This is a genomic window from Paenibacillus sp. MAHUQ-45 (genome assembly GCF_058133325.1).
In genome coordinates this window covers 592,008-607,217 of record NZ_JBYUPV010000002.1, presented here as the reverse complement: position 1 = coordinate 607,217, position 15,210 = coordinate 592,008, and the positions used below count along the sequence as shown (strand labels likewise).

At 49.2% G+C, this 15,210-nt stretch carries 14 protein-coding genes; all 14 read right to left on the bottom strand.

What is annotated here, in order from left to right; all coding sequences use genetic code 11:
* Positions 1-112: 112 nt before the first annotated feature.
* The 14 genes from AC3Y23_RS06535 to dapA all read right to left on the bottom strand — a co-directional run bounded on the left by AC3Y23_RS06535 (position 113) and on the right by dapA (position 15,200).
* The gene (locus AC3Y23_RS06535; protein ID WP_379196835.1) at positions 113-604 is read right to left on the bottom strand and encodes a YajQ family cyclic di-GMP-binding protein; all 492 of its coding nucleotides are present in this window, start codon (positions 602-604) and stop codon (positions 113-115) included.
* A gap of 193 nt (positions 605-797) precedes the next feature.
* Positions 798-959, bottom strand: a complete 162-nt coding sequence (locus AC3Y23_RS06530) for a hypothetical protein (protein ID WP_175406334.1) — start codon at positions 957-959, stop codon at positions 798-800.
* Between the two features lie 83 nt (positions 960-1,042).
* On the bottom strand, positions 1,043-2,005 hold the full coding sequence (locus tag AC3Y23_RS06525; RefSeq protein ID WP_379196832.1) for a RodZ domain-containing protein: 963 nt from the start codon (positions 2,003-2,005) through the stop codon (positions 1,043-1,045).
* 26 nt (positions 2,006-2,031) lie between these two features.
* Positions 2,032-2,799 carry a DUF3388 domain-containing protein gene (locus tag AC3Y23_RS06520; RefSeq protein WP_379196830.1) on the bottom strand — a complete coding sequence of 256 codons (768 nt, stop codon included), beginning with the start codon at positions 2,797-2,799 and terminating at the stop codon, positions 2,032-2,034.
* A gap of 177 nt (positions 2,800-2,976) precedes the next feature.
* A complete protein-coding gene (locus tag AC3Y23_RS06515) occupies positions 2,977-3,240 on the bottom strand; it encodes a DUF3243 domain-containing protein (RefSeq protein ID WP_379196828.1) in 264 nt (87 codons plus the stop codon).
* A gap of 144 nt (positions 3,241-3,384) precedes the next feature.
* The gene (gene ymfI, locus AC3Y23_RS06510) at positions 3,385-4,152 is read right to left on the bottom strand and encodes an elongation factor P 5-aminopentanone reductase (protein ID WP_379196826.1); all 768 of its coding nucleotides are present in this window, start codon (positions 4,150-4,152) and stop codon (positions 3,385-3,387) included.
* Complete coding sequence (gene yfmH, locus AC3Y23_RS06505) at positions 4,152-5,432, bottom strand: EF-P 5-aminopentanol modification-associated protein YfmH (protein WP_379196824.1); 1,281 nt, start codon at positions 5,430-5,432, stop codon at positions 4,152-4,154. The genes ymfI and yfmH overlap by 1 nt, the downstream gene beginning before the upstream one ends.
* 2 nt (positions 5,433-5,434) lie before the next feature.
* Positions 5,435-6,676 (bottom strand): EF-P 5-aminopentanol modification-associated protein YfmF, encoded by a 1,242-nt coding sequence (gene yfmF / locus AC3Y23_RS06500; RefSeq protein ID WP_379197150.1) that lies wholly within the window; start codon positions 6,674-6,676, stop codon positions 5,435-5,437.
* Between the two features lie 203 nt (positions 6,677-6,879).
* Complete coding sequence (gene sleB / locus AC3Y23_RS06495; protein WP_379196822.1) at positions 6,880-7,749, bottom strand: spore cortex-lytic enzyme; 870 nt, start codon at positions 7,747-7,749, stop codon at positions 6,880-6,882.
* A gap of 323 nt (positions 7,750-8,072) precedes the next feature.
* Positions 8,073-10,745: an FtsK/SpoIIIE family DNA translocase gene (locus tag AC3Y23_RS06490; RefSeq protein ID WP_379196820.1), complete on the bottom strand. Its 2,673-nt coding sequence runs from the start codon at positions 10,743-10,745 to the stop codon at positions 8,073-8,075.
* A gap of 78 nt (positions 10,746-10,823) precedes the next feature.
* Positions 10,824-11,018: a YlzJ-like family protein gene (locus AC3Y23_RS06485; RefSeq protein WP_379196818.1), complete on the bottom strand. Its 195-nt coding sequence runs from the start codon at positions 11,016-11,018 to the stop codon at positions 10,824-10,826.
* Positions 11,019-11,032: 14 nt separating this feature from the next.
* The gene (locus AC3Y23_RS06480) at positions 11,033-11,821 is read right to left on the bottom strand and encodes a ClpP family protease (protein WP_379197148.1); all 789 of its coding nucleotides are present in this window, start codon (positions 11,819-11,821) and stop codon (positions 11,033-11,035) included.
* Between the two features lie 265 nt (positions 11,822-12,086).
* Positions 12,087-13,766, bottom strand: a complete 1,680-nt coding sequence (locus AC3Y23_RS06475) for a ribonuclease J (RefSeq protein ID WP_175371900.1) — start codon at positions 13,764-13,766, stop codon at positions 12,087-12,089.
* A 558-nt stretch (positions 13,767-14,324) separates the two neighbouring features.
* Complete coding sequence (gene dapA, locus AC3Y23_RS06470) at positions 14,325-15,200, bottom strand: 4-hydroxy-tetrahydrodipicolinate synthase (RefSeq protein WP_379196816.1); 876 nt, start codon at positions 15,198-15,200, stop codon at positions 14,325-14,327.
* Positions 15,201-15,210 lie beyond the last annotated feature (10 nt).

The window sequence follows — 15,210 nt, the reverse complement described above, 5'->3', positions numbered from 1 at the left end:
CTTCTTGCTATGATGAGGCGAATCCGAGATGTTTATACCCTCTCTCTTCCAGCAAAATAGAAAGCACCCCGCAAGCTTGCGTGCTGGTACAGCACAGCGGGGCACAGGTACCTTACTTTAAATTGTTAAACTGCAAATCGAGCGGCAAATCAGCTTTGCGCAGAATTTGGATGATTTGTTGCAGATCATCCCGACTTTTTCCAGTTACCCGGATTTGGTCACCCTGGATCTGGCTCTTCACCTTAAGCTTGGAGTCCCGAATCAGAATATTGATTTTCTTCGCATTCTCCTGATCAATTCCCTGCTTCAAGCCCAGACGTTGGCGTACAGACCCCAGCGCTGCAGGCTCCACCTTGCCGAAATCCAGGTTCTTGAGGGTAATGCCGCGCTTCACCATCTTGGACTGCAAAATATCGATGACAGCATTCAGCCTGAATTCATCCTCAGAGGAAATGATGAGCGCATCTTTCTCCAGCTTCAAGCTGCTTTTGCTATTTTTGAAGTCAAATCGATTGTCGATTTCCTTCTCTGTCTGATGAACAGCATTGGTTAATTCCTGCATATCCATTTTTGAAACGATGTCAAACGAACTTTCCGAAGCCATTACTTCACGTCCTTTTCTTACATTTATTCTGTTACTATTATATGAGAAAGATTTGTCCAAGTCTAATTATGGAAGAAAACATTGACCCGACATGCAAAACAGCCCCACAATGTGGAGCTTGCCATTCTTGCAAAAACACGTCTCCCAGAGGCGACAAAAGCTTGGGAGACGCTTGAATCCCTGAGCGCAGGAACTATCTGCTGCGGGAAGGCGACCGAAACATATCCAAAATCCCCAGCACAATATGCGCAAGTCCGAACCCAAGGATCCCGTAACCCCAGGCACTTGGTGTCAGGTAATATCCCAAGAGCGTAACGATTACACCCAATCCTGCTACAATCCAGCTGACAGTCATGATAGATACACCTCGCTTTGGCGTAAGAACTGTGAATCCTTCTTATGTTCCCCATAAAGCCAAAGTCTATGCATCCCTACCGTTTACTGGGTTGATGTAGATTCTGAGTTCGTTGCACCGCTGTTCCCAGTGCCATTGCCGCCAGATGCTTCATTCAATTCCAGCAAAATACGAGACGAGGATTTACCGTCTGTAACCTGTTGACCATTGACTGTAATGATTGTTGCTGGCGAATAACCGGATTTGATATACATCCCTGCACTGTCGAGCGTGAATGTCATATTATCTCCTGCAGCAGTGTTACCAAAGGAAAGCTTTTCTCCCTTGGAGTTAGAGCCTTTATACACTTCAAGCCAGCTGACTCCGTTTGCCGCAATCTTCACTTGCACCGCACTTCCCGGAGGAGCAGATACCTTAAAGATTGTGCTCTTGCCTGATTTGCGATCCTCAGTGACCGTAACGGCCTGTGGAGGCGGAGGAGGCGTCGGTGAAGGGGTAGGCTGTAATGTAGGCTCCGGCGTAGGTTCCACGCTGGCAGTGCCCTCGGTGGCCGTAGGCTTCGCTGTATTGCCTGCTGCTGGCGGTGGAGTCTGAGCTGTGGCCGGGTCCTGCTGAGCATCCGTTACCTTGGTCGAATCAACCTGATTGCTTTCGCCTTTATTCAGGTTAGATGCATACATATAGATGACGGCAATAATCAGGACGGGAAAAGTCCACATTAATAGCGTTGGCAACCACTTCGCGTTACGTTCCGTCTCGGGTCTGCGGCTGCGCTTTTGAATGACTGTTTCCATTGGGGTCGTTTCCACCGGCGGTGCTGGTACATTGCCATGCTCCTCCAGCAGCTCGTCAGGGTTAATTCCTACGGCTTCCGCATAGGTTTTGATGAAAGCCCGGACATAAAAACTTCCCGGGAGCACCTTATAATCCCCCGCCTCGATGGCTTCCAAATATTTTTTTCTGATCTTCGTAACTTCCTGGACATCGTCAAGACTCATGCCTTTTTGTAGGCGTGCCTCTTTCAATTGCCGGCCCAGTTCCGACATACCATCACCTCCTTGTTCTCTCATGTTTATAGGTCCTCATTGTAGCTTCCGGTGAATGTCTCGTACAAGATCTCTTCGCTAGGAGAATTTCGCAGTTCAATAATGATGTCAAAATCATCAAAGCTGTACTCCGATTCACGCACAAAAATATCCGGATGCTCAATAACCTTCGTGCTCGGCATGCTCATCACATTCTGCAGCAGATTATAATGCTTCTCATTGGAGCGGATCGTACTGACGATACCGTCAATAATAAACACATTATGAGGGTTCATCTCATCCTCTGCAAGCTGGCTGCGCACCGTCTGCCGTAGAAGTGTCGAGGACACGAAGGTCCATCTCTTCATCGCGCAGACACTGCCGGCTATAATGGACTCCGTCTTGCCTACACGAGGCATCCCACGCAGTCCTATTACCTGATTACCTTCACGTTTAAACAACTCGCCAAGAAAATCCACCAGAAGCCCCAGCTCATCTCTCGTGAATCTGAATGTCTTGCGGTCGTCTGAATCTCGGTCTATATATCGTCCATGCCGGACAGCCAGCTTGTCCACCAGCCGTGGAGGACGCAAAGCCGTAACGGTAATATTATCAACTTTTTTGAGCATTTCGCCCATTAACATAATCTTCTCTTCGTCATTGGTCTCGAGCAGCATGCCTCGAGTCTTGCCTTCTACACCGTTAATCGTAATAATGTTGACTTCCAACATCCCGAGCATAGAAGCGATATCACCGAGCAGACCAGGTCTGTTCTTATGTATCTTATATTCCATATACCACTGTTTATGTTCCACTTGTACACCTCATAGATTCCTTTTCCCTGCACCTGCCAAACGTCAAAAAAAGCTCTGTCTCGACAAAGCGCTGCATTGCACGGGTCATGTTAATGATATATAAAATAAAAATGAAAGGCAAGTTCAGTCCTGTAATAATTACAGAAAAGCTCCCCGAAGGGAGCTTTTTCCGCAAGCTTATGCGTGTTGTTTCGCTAGCTTGACCATGAGTTTGGCAATTGTTTGCTTCTCTTCATCGCTGCCAACATCCCATAGTTCCTTGATCGCCCGGTTCGAAGAGTTTGCTGGATCAACCTTGTTGTCGAGGAATTCCCCGATTTCAAAAGCCAGCTTGGAGATGGTGTCTTCACTCATCCCGATCTTCTCAGCCTGAACGACCCGTTCACCCAGAAATTTTTTCCAGGCATCGTAGTTTTTGATTACCGTATTCTCTGTTGACATCTTAAATCCTCCTTCTTGGTTACGGTCAACTCCTTCGTCAAAAGCGAAAGAACCGCCGTCTTGCGTGAGATTTAAAATCAACAGTAATAATATGTCTCGGGCACGGAGTTCTTATGCTGGAGCTTTTCTCCAAGCCCGGGACCTCTAGGTAATCCAGCCCCCGTTCGGACTGATAACTTGTCCTGTAATATACCCGGATTCAGGCAGCGCGAGAAAATACACAAGCGAAGCGATTTCATCAGGCGCGCCAAGCCGCCCGGCAGGAATCTCTTCCTCCAACATGCGCAGATCTTCCTCCTCCAGATTCGCCAGCATAGCCGTATTCACCGCACCCGGCGCCACAGCATTCACCGTGACACCGGAAGGCGCCAGTTCTTTGGCCAGTGCCTTGGTGAACGCATTGACACCGCCTTTGCTAGCGGAATAGGCCACCTCGCAAGAAGCGCCGGAGATCCCCCACACAGAGGACACATTAATAATTCGTCCAAAACGCTGTGAGACCATATACGGCATGAAAATTTGACTACAAAGGAAGGTCCCCTTCAAATTAACCGCCATAATCTCATCCCATTCGTCTTCGGAAAGATCTGCCAGCATCCCGTAATGGGCTTTACCGGCATTGTTAACGAGGATGTCCGGCTGAAGTCCACTGCTCTCTAACCTTTCAGCCATACGCAAAAGCTGACTGCGGTTTTTGACGTCCGCAGTCACTGTCATTACTCTTGCCCCTAGGGCCATGCAGCGGCGGGCAACGTCATTCGCCGCTTCATGAGAGTTCATATAATGGATTACTATATTCATGCCCACCGATGCAAAGCGTTCGGCAATAGCGCCGCCGATTCCCCCGCTGCCACCGGTAATAAGCACAGTCATTTCTCCAATCGGCTTGCTGCTCTCTCCCGGAAACGACATTAAGGGCTCACCACCAGCGAAATCGCCAACTGATCCCAATCCACATGGCTACGCAGACGTGCATTGACCTCGTCAAGAGTGATGGATTCATATAACGGGAGCACTTCAAAAAGATCTCCCCCGCGGAACTGATAGCGAGTGAACTCATGGGCAATATTTTCCGGAGAATTCAGCATGCGGAGATAACCGCCGATTTTCTTTTTGCGTGCCCGTTCAAAATCCTTCTCGGCAAATCCGGATTGCAGAATCGGTTCAATCTCTTCCTTGATCCGCTTGAGCAGGAAATCAGGGTCCTTCGTATCGCCACCAATGGCGGAGAAAGCGTACTGCGGCGAGCTGTTGAACTCATGGCCGAAGCTGTCGGAGATCAGTTCCTCGTCATATAGCTTCTGGTACAATGCTGTACTGCTGCCCAGCAGCAAATCCAGCATCAGCTTGGTCGTCAGATCGCGGCGTACAGCGGCTTCTCCGGCAAGGCCGAGGTCCTTCTCTTTGAAACCGAACAGGAGCTTCGGCATCGAGACAGCCAGCTTGCTCTCCTTGCGCTTAGTGGCTACCTGCTCTGGTTCTTGTTCAAAAATGCGTTCAATTTCGCCCTGTTTATCATAGGATTTCCCAGCCTGATTGCTGCGAATGAGCTCGAAAACTTTCTCCGGCTCCACACCACCTACGACGAACAACAGCATATTGCTCGGGTGGTAAAAAGAGTTGTAGCACGTATACAATGTCTCTTTCGTAATGGTCGCGATAGACTCGATAGTTCCGGCGATATCAATATGAACAGGATGCTTCGCATACATGGCTTCAATGAGGCCAAAATAGACGCGCCAGTCCGGATTGTCGGCGTACATATTGATTTCCTGACCGATAATCCCCTTTTCCTTCTCCACATTCTCATCTGTGAAATAAGGACGCTGCACAAAGTCAACTAATGTGCTGAGGTTGGTCTCAATATTCTCTGTTGCCGAGAACAAATAAACCGTCTGGTCAAAGCTAGTGAATGCATTCGCTGAAGCGCCGTTGGAGGCAAAGGTGGCAAAAATATCGCCTTCCGGTTCCTCGAACATTTTATGCTCTAAAAAGTGGGCAATCCCGTCGGGAACCGTTGTTTCTTCCCCGCCAGCTACCCGGAAATGATTATCTACTGATCCGTATTTTGTGGCAAATGTCGCATAGGTTTTACGGAAACCTGGCTTAGGCAGCACATACACCTGCAGGCCATTGTCCATTACCTCATGATACAGCGTTTCCTGAAGCTTGTCGTAACGTAACTGTTCCACCGCTATTCCTCCTTCTGCCCTGTCAGGAAATAAATCGTGTCGAGTTGGAACGATTCCGCAGCGGCCTTAACATCGTTAGCTCCGATTTGTTCCACTTGCGTCAGCAGCTCCTGCGCAGACCGGTCTTTTCCGGATAACTGGCGGTTAAAATCAAATGAAATCAGCTCAAAGGCGGAATCCGGAATCTCTGAGAGCAAATTACGAATCATCGCTTTGGTCTGACTCAGTTCCAGATCACTGATGTTACCGCGTTTCAGTTCGTCGAGCTGCTGGCGGATAATATCCACCGCTTTGCTGTAATTCTGAATCTCAATCCCGGACTGAATCGTGCCAATCCCTTTATGTCCGTCATAGCGAGAAGAAGCATAATAAGCCAGACTCTCCTTCTCACGCACATTAACGAAGAGCTTGGAATGCGGGTAACCGCCCAAAATCCCGTTATACATCAAGGCTGATGCATAGGTATCGTCTTTGTAAGTAATTGAAGTACGCAGACCCATATTCAGCTTGCCCTGATTGACATCCAGCTTCTCCTCCACCGTACGGACTTCACTCACGGATACCGGAGTAAAATTGGAAGAATAGGCTGGAACAGCAGCATCGCTGCGGCCGAAATGACGCTTAACCAGCTTCTCTACCTCTTCCGGGGTCGTATCTCCCACCACATAAAGGTCCAGAATCGCTCCATCCAGCCAGGAGTTGTATGACTTATAGAGACTCTCTGGCGTAATGCCGTCAAGATCGGCGCGCTGTCCCAACGGGTGCAGGCGGTAAGGCTCATTGCGGCACATTTCTTCGATACAACGTTCGGCCGCATAGCGGATTTTATCGTTCACGATAGCTTCCAGCTTCTTGCGGACCGTTTCCCGCTCGGTAGCTACATAGGACGAACGGAACGTTCCGTTCTCCAGCGCTGGCTTCGTCAGTACTTCGCCCAGGAAGGCAAAAGATTCGCCCAGCAGGCTTTCCTTGCTTTGGACAAAGGAATCATTGATCGTATCCATACGGAACTGAACGATCTGGTAATCGCCTCTTTTGTATACATCAAAACCGAAACCCGCACCATACAATTCTTCCAATTGTTCACGGAACTGAGTCGTCTCCGGATAGGAGGCCGTACCTCTGCGCAGCACGAAAGGAACTAGCGCTGTTGGAGTTACGGTATCTTCTTTGAGCGGAACGCCGGCATAAAGTGAGATGGCGAAGGTCTTGAACGCCTTCGTCGGCAATACGTGAATACGCATGCCTGCGACGCTGCCATGTTGAAAACCATTATTAGTCAAGTCCAAAACTCCTTTACGGCGTAGATAAATGCTATACATCATGTTTATGAAGTACTTTCCATTCTAAACCATTCCAAAGTAAGGAAGCAACCGAAGGTTAGGCCCCCGGTTGCTCTTACGGATTATTTAGCTTGAACGCTGCCTAAGCGGCGGTCAGTAGGCTTTTACATACAGAAGATATGCTGCCCGATCGTCTTCACCTGTGGACGAGTCCAGATCCATTTGGAGGTCGCCGTTTTCGGGTTGAAATAATACAGGCATCCCCCAGAGGGGTCCCAGCCATTAAGGGCCTGCTGCACGGCTTTGCGCGCCTGTTCGTTCGGCTCCAGATAAATCTGGCCATCCGCTACGGCTGTGAACGCACCCGGCTGAAAGATTACACCGGACGGTGTATTGGGAAAGCTTGGGGACTTCACGCGGTTCAGAATGACTGCTGCAACAGCAACCTGACCTTCAAACGGCTCACCGCGGGATTCCCCGTATACGGCGTTGGCCATAATCTTAAGATCATTTTCCGATAAACCCATAGTGTTACCCGACGACAGTTCAGCGGTGTTGTTCGTTTCCTTGGTGTTATCCCCACCACCAGCGTTGCTCGGCGTTTTGGAGGCAGTACCGGTTGGCGGTTCGGTTGGCCTCCAGTCCTTTGTCGCGTTATACAGCTTCAGTTTGGTTTTGGCACCTACAACACCATCAGCTGGCATACCGAATTTCCACTGAAACCACTTCACAGATTCCAGGGTCGTAGATCCAAACTGGCTGTCTATCGCCCCATCGTAATAACCCAAGAATTTCAAGCGGCCCTGCAGCTCGTATACATCTTTCCCGGAGGCTCCGTATTTAACAGTTGTCGTGCTAAAGGCAGGTAAAGCTTCCTGCTCATAGCTGCCCACCTCTTTAGAAGGCGACACAGTGGTGTTCTCCACGTTACGGGCTGCAGCGCTCTTTTGACTGAACATGATGCTGCTTGCAAAAGGGGCGGTCGTTATGGCAAGGGTCAGTACGGCAAGTAACCATAGCTTCTTATTCTTCATAGGGCATCGCTCTACCTTTCTCTTGTAAGTTCTGCATGGATGGCTAAAGTTATTATGACGACTGTCAGCTCTTCCTATGCATGGCAGTGGAGAAGGGTCAGGAATTCGTTGCTAATGAGAATGATTATCATCAATGATATTTACTCGCTTAATGCCCAGCTTGACTATATCGTGAACAGTCTTCTAGCTACAGTAAAATAAACTTGCTTAACAAGAGTAAAAACGTTGCTTCCTAGAATGTTAAAAAAGGCCCGCTCCAAAACAGGTTATCCTGTCCTGGGGCGGGCCTTCTCATGTTGTTGTTAAATACGTTGACAGTTATGCTATGAACTGATCCGGTTATGCTGATACTGTTCCAGCGAAACCAGCACCTCACGCGGCTTGCTGCCCTCGTAAGGACCGATTACCCCACGGGCCTCCATAGAGTCAATTAGGCGCGCAGCGCGGGTGTAGCCGACTCTCATGCGGCGCTGAAGCAGGGATACGGATGCTTGCTTGGCCTCAAGCACAATTTGTACGGCTTGTTCGTACAATTCATCTTGCGGCTCATCCTCTTGGGCTCCTGTATCATCGATTTCAGGCACGATGGATTCATCATAGGTGGCTTCACCCTGACTGCTGACGTAATGCACAATCGTCTCCACCTCCTGATCGCTCATAAAGGCGCCCTGAACGCGTATAGGTTTAGAGGAGCCCATCGGCATGAACAGCATGTCTCCCCGACCTAGCAGCTTCTCTGCGCCAGCCATATCAAGAATGGTCCGTGAATCCACCTGTGAGGATACACCAAAGGCAATCCGTGATGGAATATTGGCCTTGATCACACCGGTAATGACATCCACTGAAGGACGCTGGGTCGCGATGATCAAGTGGATACCTGCCGCCCGGGCCATTTGCGCTAGTCGGCAGATAGCATCCTCCACATCGTTCGCAGCTACCATCATAAGATCGGCAAGCTCGTCCACAATAACAACGATATACGGCAGCACAGCGGCCGGATTGTCCTTCATCAGATTGTTATAGCCTTCCATATTACGGGTTCCGGATTTGGAGAACAGTTCATACCGCTTCTCCATCTCCACCACAATTTTTTTCAAGGCCAGACTGGCCCGCTTCGGATCAGTAACGACCGGGGCCATGAGATGCGGTATGCCGTTGTATATATTCAGTTCCACCATCTTGGGATCGACCATCAGGAACTTAACTTCATTAGGCTTCGCTTTATATAAAATACTGGTAATAATACCATTAATACAAACCGATTTACCAGAGCCTGTAGCTCCGGCCACAAGCAAGTGGGGCATCTTCGCCAGATTGCCAATAATCGTTTGTCCCGAAATATCACGTCCAAAGGCAATGGATAGCTTGGACTCAGCTTCGGTAAAGGTCTGGGTCTCCATAACCTCACGCATGGTAACGACGGACACTTCCGGATTCGGTACCTCAATCCCGATCGCTGATTTACCCGGAATCGGCGCTTCCATACGGATATCCTTAGCGGCCAGAGCCAGTGCGATATCATCCGTGAGATTCACAATACGACTCACCTTCACCCCGATATCCGGCTGGATCTCGTAACGCGTGACCGCAGGACCACGTACCACCTCTAGCACCTTGGCCCGGACGCCGAAGCTCTCTAGCGTGGCCTCCAGCTTACGGGCTGTCTGCATGTAATCATTCTGATCTCCAGCTTTACCGCCATTATTCGGCTTCGACAAGAGCCTGAACGAAGGCAGCTTGTACGGCTTCGGAGGTGGCGGTGGTGGAGAAGCCGGCGGAGCACCCTCCTCTTCGGATAGATCCGAAACTGGCGAGGTCACAAGTCCTCCCACTCCGGCAAAACCCAGCGCCCCATCGGCGGTATTAGCCCCGAAGGTCTCGCTGACGTCTGCCCCCGGACCAGCGATAATTTCCGGCTCCTGTGAACTGATCTTGATCCCGTTTCGTGCTGCCGGAGAGAATTCACTCCACTCCTCACGGTCCTCATCGTTCAAGCCTTCCGAACGGATGTGCTGGAAGAAATCACGGATGATCGGTGCGTCAAAGTCCTCATCGTCAAAATCCTCATCCTCTTCGATGAAAGGAGTAACAGGCACCCCTGCGGATATCCCGGAGATAATTGGGCCGTCGGCAGGATTATATTCAATATCTTCGCCTTTAACTGGAATTCCCGTTTCTTGCACACGTGAAGAACCGGAGGTCCACTGCGAGATCTTCTGGAACAGCAGCGGTGGCTTCCGTCTCGGAAGCTGCTCCTCCTCCTCCTCGTCATCCTCGATGTCTTGAGGGACTTGACGCGGAGCAGAAGCTTTGGCCCTTGAAGGCTTAGGCTTGGCCGATACGGGCACAGCTTTCGGACGGTTAGCCGCCCGCTTGCGCAGCTCCTCGGCCAGCTTAACTGCACGAACACGCAATAGCATAAACAGTTCTACGTAAGACAGATTGGTGATGAGCATGAAGCTGATCGCGAGCATCACAATCATGATCAGCTTGGCTCCCAGACTTCCGAACAACCACAATAGGGTCGCGTATTCCAGACTGCCCAGGTAGCCTCCACTGATATCTTTCCCCAGCATATATACACTGCTGCTATCCGCTGCAGGCGTAAGTGCGCCTTTAAGATCATTATGTATTTGGGTGAACACATTTCCTGGATGCAGCATGTTAAGCGGTCCCAGCTTCTGCTCCATCGCGGATATGGTGCTCATCAGCGTCATGGACATTACAAGCAGCAGCACACCAGTATGGCGACTGCTCCAGGTAGATGGCCATCTCCTGTAGATCATAACCATGAGACCTAGAAAGATCCCCACCAGCGGCAGTACAAAATAAAATCTGCCCAGCAAATAGCCGGCCAGGCTGGAAAGAGAACGTCCCACTGCAGCCTCTCCGGATAATGCAATGACAGATAGGGTGATAAGCATAATCCCATATATTTCATATTTTAGAACACTGCCTAGCAGTGCTTTTTTCTTCTTCTGTTTTCGTTTAGCCACACCATACACCCCCGGAACAACATTATACCATATAATGGCGTGGCGTACCTATGTTCTGTTTTGTCATATATTGAGTAATTATGTTAATGAAATAATCGCTCCGGGGGCAAGCGAAGAATCAAGATAAGCGGCTAGCGGACAGTTCAGTAGCCTCACAATACGCGCACGTCCTTCATCCATGGGCTCTACTTGCATGAGCATGCCCTGATAGTGGACTTCAAGCTGTTCTGAACCGATAGTTAACGCGCCCTCCCACACCTGTTCTAAGGGCATCACTGTGAACAAGGTCATTGTGGTATCCCTCCATGCAGTGGCATGTTTGTACCGGCCACCCCGGGATCTGATCGTTCCGCAATCATGGTGTTAAGACGACTTAGCGCCGCTCCAATTCCTCCAACCTCATTCATCAGCCCGTAGCGCACTGCATCCAACCCGCCGACGGCTGTTCCTATATCCCGATTGAGTTCTCCTGTCTTGAACATCAAATCCTTAAACTGCTCTTCTGTAATGCGGGAATGCGAAGTGACGAATTTGACCACACGTTCCTGCATTTTCTCCATATACTCAAAAGTCTGGGGCACACCGATGACAAGCCCGTTCATGCGAATCGGATGAATGGTCATCGTAGCGCTCTCCGCGATGATTGAATAGCTGGAGGCTACCGCAATCGGAACGCCAATGCTATGTCCGCCACCAATGACAACCGTCACCGTTGGCTTGGTCAGCGAAGCAATCATTTCTGCAATCGCCAGTCCCGCCTCGACATCACCGCCTACCGTATTGAGAATAATCAGCAACCCATGGATGTTCTTGTTCTGCTCAGCAGCTACAAGCTGCGGGATGATATGCTCATACTTGGTTGTTTTATTATGCGGCGGCATGACGATATGACCTTCAATTTGCCCGATGATCGTGATGCAAAAAATATCAGGCTCCGCTACAGGAACCGTCGTCTGTCCCAATTCCTTCAATGTCCCTACCGGACCTGGAGGCATCGCTTGCCCTGTCTCCGGTGTTTCCTGCCCTGGCATGGTTTCCTCGTTGCTCTCCGCATTGTTACCCGTGATATGATTCATGATTCCTGACACGCCCTTTCCCTTGATTGCTTCAGTCATATTAGCTTATTAGCTATCCTAGTATGACATTTCAGGGCACTCTGTTATTCAGCAGCTTTAAATACAGAATTCATACAACTGAATTACAAGGTGCGGGAAAAAGACAACAACATGATAGATTTTGCCGAAATGAACGCAAAAAAGCCTCCTCCTCCCTGGAAACCGTCCAATATTTCCGGGAGAAAGAGGCTTGATTTATTTAAGCTATACTGAAAGAAAATGTATATTACACTTCCATGATAATTGGCAGGATCATTGGTCTGCGGCGTGTTTGCTCATAGAGGAAACGGCCGAGAGAATCTTTGACACTGGTCTTGAGGGATGCCCACTCGTTGACCTTCTCACTCATCAGGCGCTGAAGCGTGCTGGAGACGATCCGGTTAGCTTCATCCAGAAGTCCTTCCGATTCACGCACATATACGAATCCGCGCGAGATAATGTCAGGCCCGGAGACAATAGCCCCATTCTGCTTGCTTAGGGTAACTACAACTACAAGAATACCATCTTGAGACAGCAGTTTGCGGTCACGCAATACGATGTTACCCACATCACCTACACCCAGACCATCGATCAGTACGTTACCGGCAGTTACTTTGCCTGCTTTGCGTGCTGCTCCGCCTTGGATCTCAACAACTTCACCAATTTCTGTGATGAAAATGTTGGCTGGATCTACACCCACAGACTCAGCCAGAAGCGCATGTCTGCGTTGCATACGGAATTCACCATGGATCGGCAAGAAATACTTCGGCTGCATCAGGTTAAGCATCAGCTTCAGCTCTTCCTGGCTACCGTGACCGGATACGTGAACGCCGGAGTTGGAGCCGCTGTAAATAACGTTGGCACCCAGACGGAACAGTTCATCAATGGTACGGCCTACATACTTCTCATTACCTGGTACCGGAGTTGCCGCAATAATAACGGTATCTCCTGGCAAGATATCCACCTTGCGGTGGCTGGAGCGTGCCATACGAGTCAATGCGGACATCGGCTCACCCTGGCTACCTGTGCACAATACCACTACGCGGTTAGCAGCCATCCGGTTCATTTCTTCCGGCTCAATCAGCATACCATCTGGTACATGCAGATAGCCAAGCTCAGAAGCGATGGAGACAACGTTAACCATGCTGCGTCCGATAACTGTAATTTTGCGTCCAGTAGATTCAGCAGCGTTCACAACTTGCTGGATACGGTGTACGTTGGAGGCAAAAGTTGCAACCACGACACGCTGCTCCGCCTTACGGAAAATATCTTCAAGCACGATGCCGACATTTTTCTCCGAAGGTGTAAAGCCCGGTTTCTCAGCATTGGTACTATCGGACATAAGAGCAAGTACGCCCTTGCGACCAATTTCAGCCATACGATGCAGGTTCGCAAATTGACCATTGACTGGGGTGTGGTCGAATTTGAAGTCACCTGTGTGCACGACATTGCCTTCTGGTGTTTCGATGCATACGCCGACCGAGTCGGGAATACTATGGTTGGTTCTGAAGAAGGTTGCCTTCAGCGAGTTCCCCAGTTGGATCTCTGAATCTTCGTTGATCAGAATCCGTTTGGTTTCACCTAGCAGATTAGCTTCCTTCAATTTGTTCTCTACAAGACCCAAAGTCAGTCTGGTTCCGTATACTGGTACGTTCAAATTCTTCAGGACATAAGGAAGACCGCCGATGTGATCTTCATGTCCGTGTGTCAGCACGATACCTCTTACTTTGTCACGGTTCTCTGTCAAATACGAGATATCTGGAATAACGATATCAATGCCGAGCATATCCTCTTCCGGGAATTTCAGACCCGCGTCAACTACGACGATGTCGGAACCATATTGAACGACATACATATTCTTACCGATTTCTCCGACTCCGCCCAAAGCGAAAATCGTTAATTTATCATTGTTATTTTTCTTGGACAAATGAATCTAACCCTCCTATGATGTTGGACGTCATACATTTTATTTTTTTAAATACTGAAACTTCATTATTTCAGCGGCGTTGAATACATTCTGTAAATGAATACATTCTTCAAACAGCCGATAGCTTCCAAAATTGACAGGGAAATTCCGTAAGACCTTATATAAACGTGCAATGCGAAAGCTCCCGAACCCGGGCAATGAAGTGCTCCATTGAAGCGGTCAAACCGTCAAAATTCACCGCCGCGCCCCTTGCGCGAAGCCCCTGCCATGCTCTGAACAGACTTATCCAAGGACCTATCCTGTCTCACAATGCATAACATTGACGGAAGATTACCGCATATTTAATTTTAACCGCACCCAGTCACTTAACATCATTATACATGATTTTTTTGGCAAAAGACAAGTCGTCCACTCCGTAACTCTATTCTTTCCTCAAAACATCGCCATTATTTTATTATAAAACGTCCTTCATATCGTAAAAAACCGGCTCTCCACATGGAGAACCGGTCGTAGACAGTCACCTTTTGTTACATATAGATAATTACAATTAAGCGAGCATTAGATCAGGAGCGATTCAATAAATGCAGCCTCTTCTTCTGTCGGGCCAATGAGCGGAAGTCTTACTGAACCGACATTCACTCCTTTAAGACCAAGTGCGTATTTCACAGCTGCGGGATTCGGTAACGGCTGCGGGCACTCGAACAAGCCCTTGAATACCGGGAATAGCTTCCGGTGAAGCTCACCGGCACGCCGTACGTTTCCGGAATTATACGTCTCAATCATCTCCAGCATTTCAGAGCCGACAATATGACTAGCCACACTGATAATGCCATGGCCGCCCACAGCCAGCGCCGCCAGTCCTGCCGAATCGTCGCCGGTGTACACATGGAAATCCTCCGGACAAGCTGCGGCAATCAAAGTAATCTGATCTACGGAAGCACATTCCTTGGTAGCCACGATATTAGGAATTTCTGCAAGTCGCAGCGTTGTAGCCGCGCTCATACTGACTCCCGTTCGGCTAGGCACATTGTATAGAATCACCGGAAGCTCGGTCTCTCTGGCAATAGTGGCAAAATGCTGATACAACCCTTCCTGGTTGGGCTTGTTGTAATACGGCACTACCACCAGTACACCATCAACGCCGATCCGTTCCGCTTCCTTCGTGAGATGAACAGAGTGCTTCGTATTATTACTGCCTGTACCAGCAATAATTTTGCAGCGTCCACGAGCCTTTTCCAATACGAATTCAAACAGCTTCAGCTTCTCCTCATCACTTAAGGTCGGAGATTCGCCAGTTGTTCCGCAAACGATCAGACCCTCGGATTTCTGTTCTTCAATCAAATAATCAACGAGACGCGAAGTTTCCTCCCAATTGATTTCTCCCGCTTCGTCGAAGGGGGTGACCATTGCTGTAATCAATCTCCCGAAATCCATTTTGAATTCC

What these genes read in the sequence shown, in the direction of transcription:
- AC3Y23_RS06535 (WP_379196835.1), bottom strand. Translation starts at nt 604, where the DNA reads ATGGCTTCGGAAAGTTCGTTTGACATCGTTTCAAAAATGGATATGCAG.
- AC3Y23_RS06480 (WP_379197148.1), bottom strand. Translation starts at nt 11,821, where the DNA reads ATGAATCATATCACGGGTAACAATGCGGAGAGCAACGAGGAAACCATG.
- sleB (WP_379196822.1), bottom strand. Translation starts at nt 7,749, where the DNA reads ATGAAGAATAAGAAGCTATGGTTACTTGCCGTACTGACCCTTGCCATA.
- AC3Y23_RS06530 (WP_175406334.1), bottom strand. Translation starts at nt 959, where the DNA reads ATGACTGTCAGCTGGATTGTAGCAGGATTGGGTGTAATCGTTACGCTC.
- AC3Y23_RS06485 (WP_379196818.1), bottom strand. Translation starts at nt 11,018, where the DNA reads ATGCCCTTAGAACAGGTGTGGGAGGGCGCGTTAACTATCGGTTCAGAA.
- AC3Y23_RS06515 (WP_379196828.1), bottom strand. Translation starts at nt 3,240, where the DNA reads ATGTCAACAGAGAATACGGTAATCAAAAACTACGATGCCTGGAAAAAA.
- yfmF (WP_379197150.1), bottom strand. Translation starts at nt 6,676, where the DNA reads ATGCGTATTCACGTATTGCCGACGAAGGCGTTCAAGACCTTCGCCATC.
- ymfI (WP_379196826.1), bottom strand. Translation starts at nt 4,152, where the DNA reads ATGTCGTTTCCGGGAGAGAGCAGCAAGCCGATTGGAGAAATGACTGTG.
- AC3Y23_RS06525 (WP_379196832.1), bottom strand. Translation starts at nt 2,005, where the DNA reads ATGTCGGAACTGGGCCGGCAATTGAAAGAGGCACGCCTACAAAAAGGC.
- dapA (WP_379196816.1), bottom strand. Translation starts at nt 15,200, where the DNA reads ATGGATTTCGGGAGATTGATTACAGCAATGGTCACCCCCTTCGACGAA.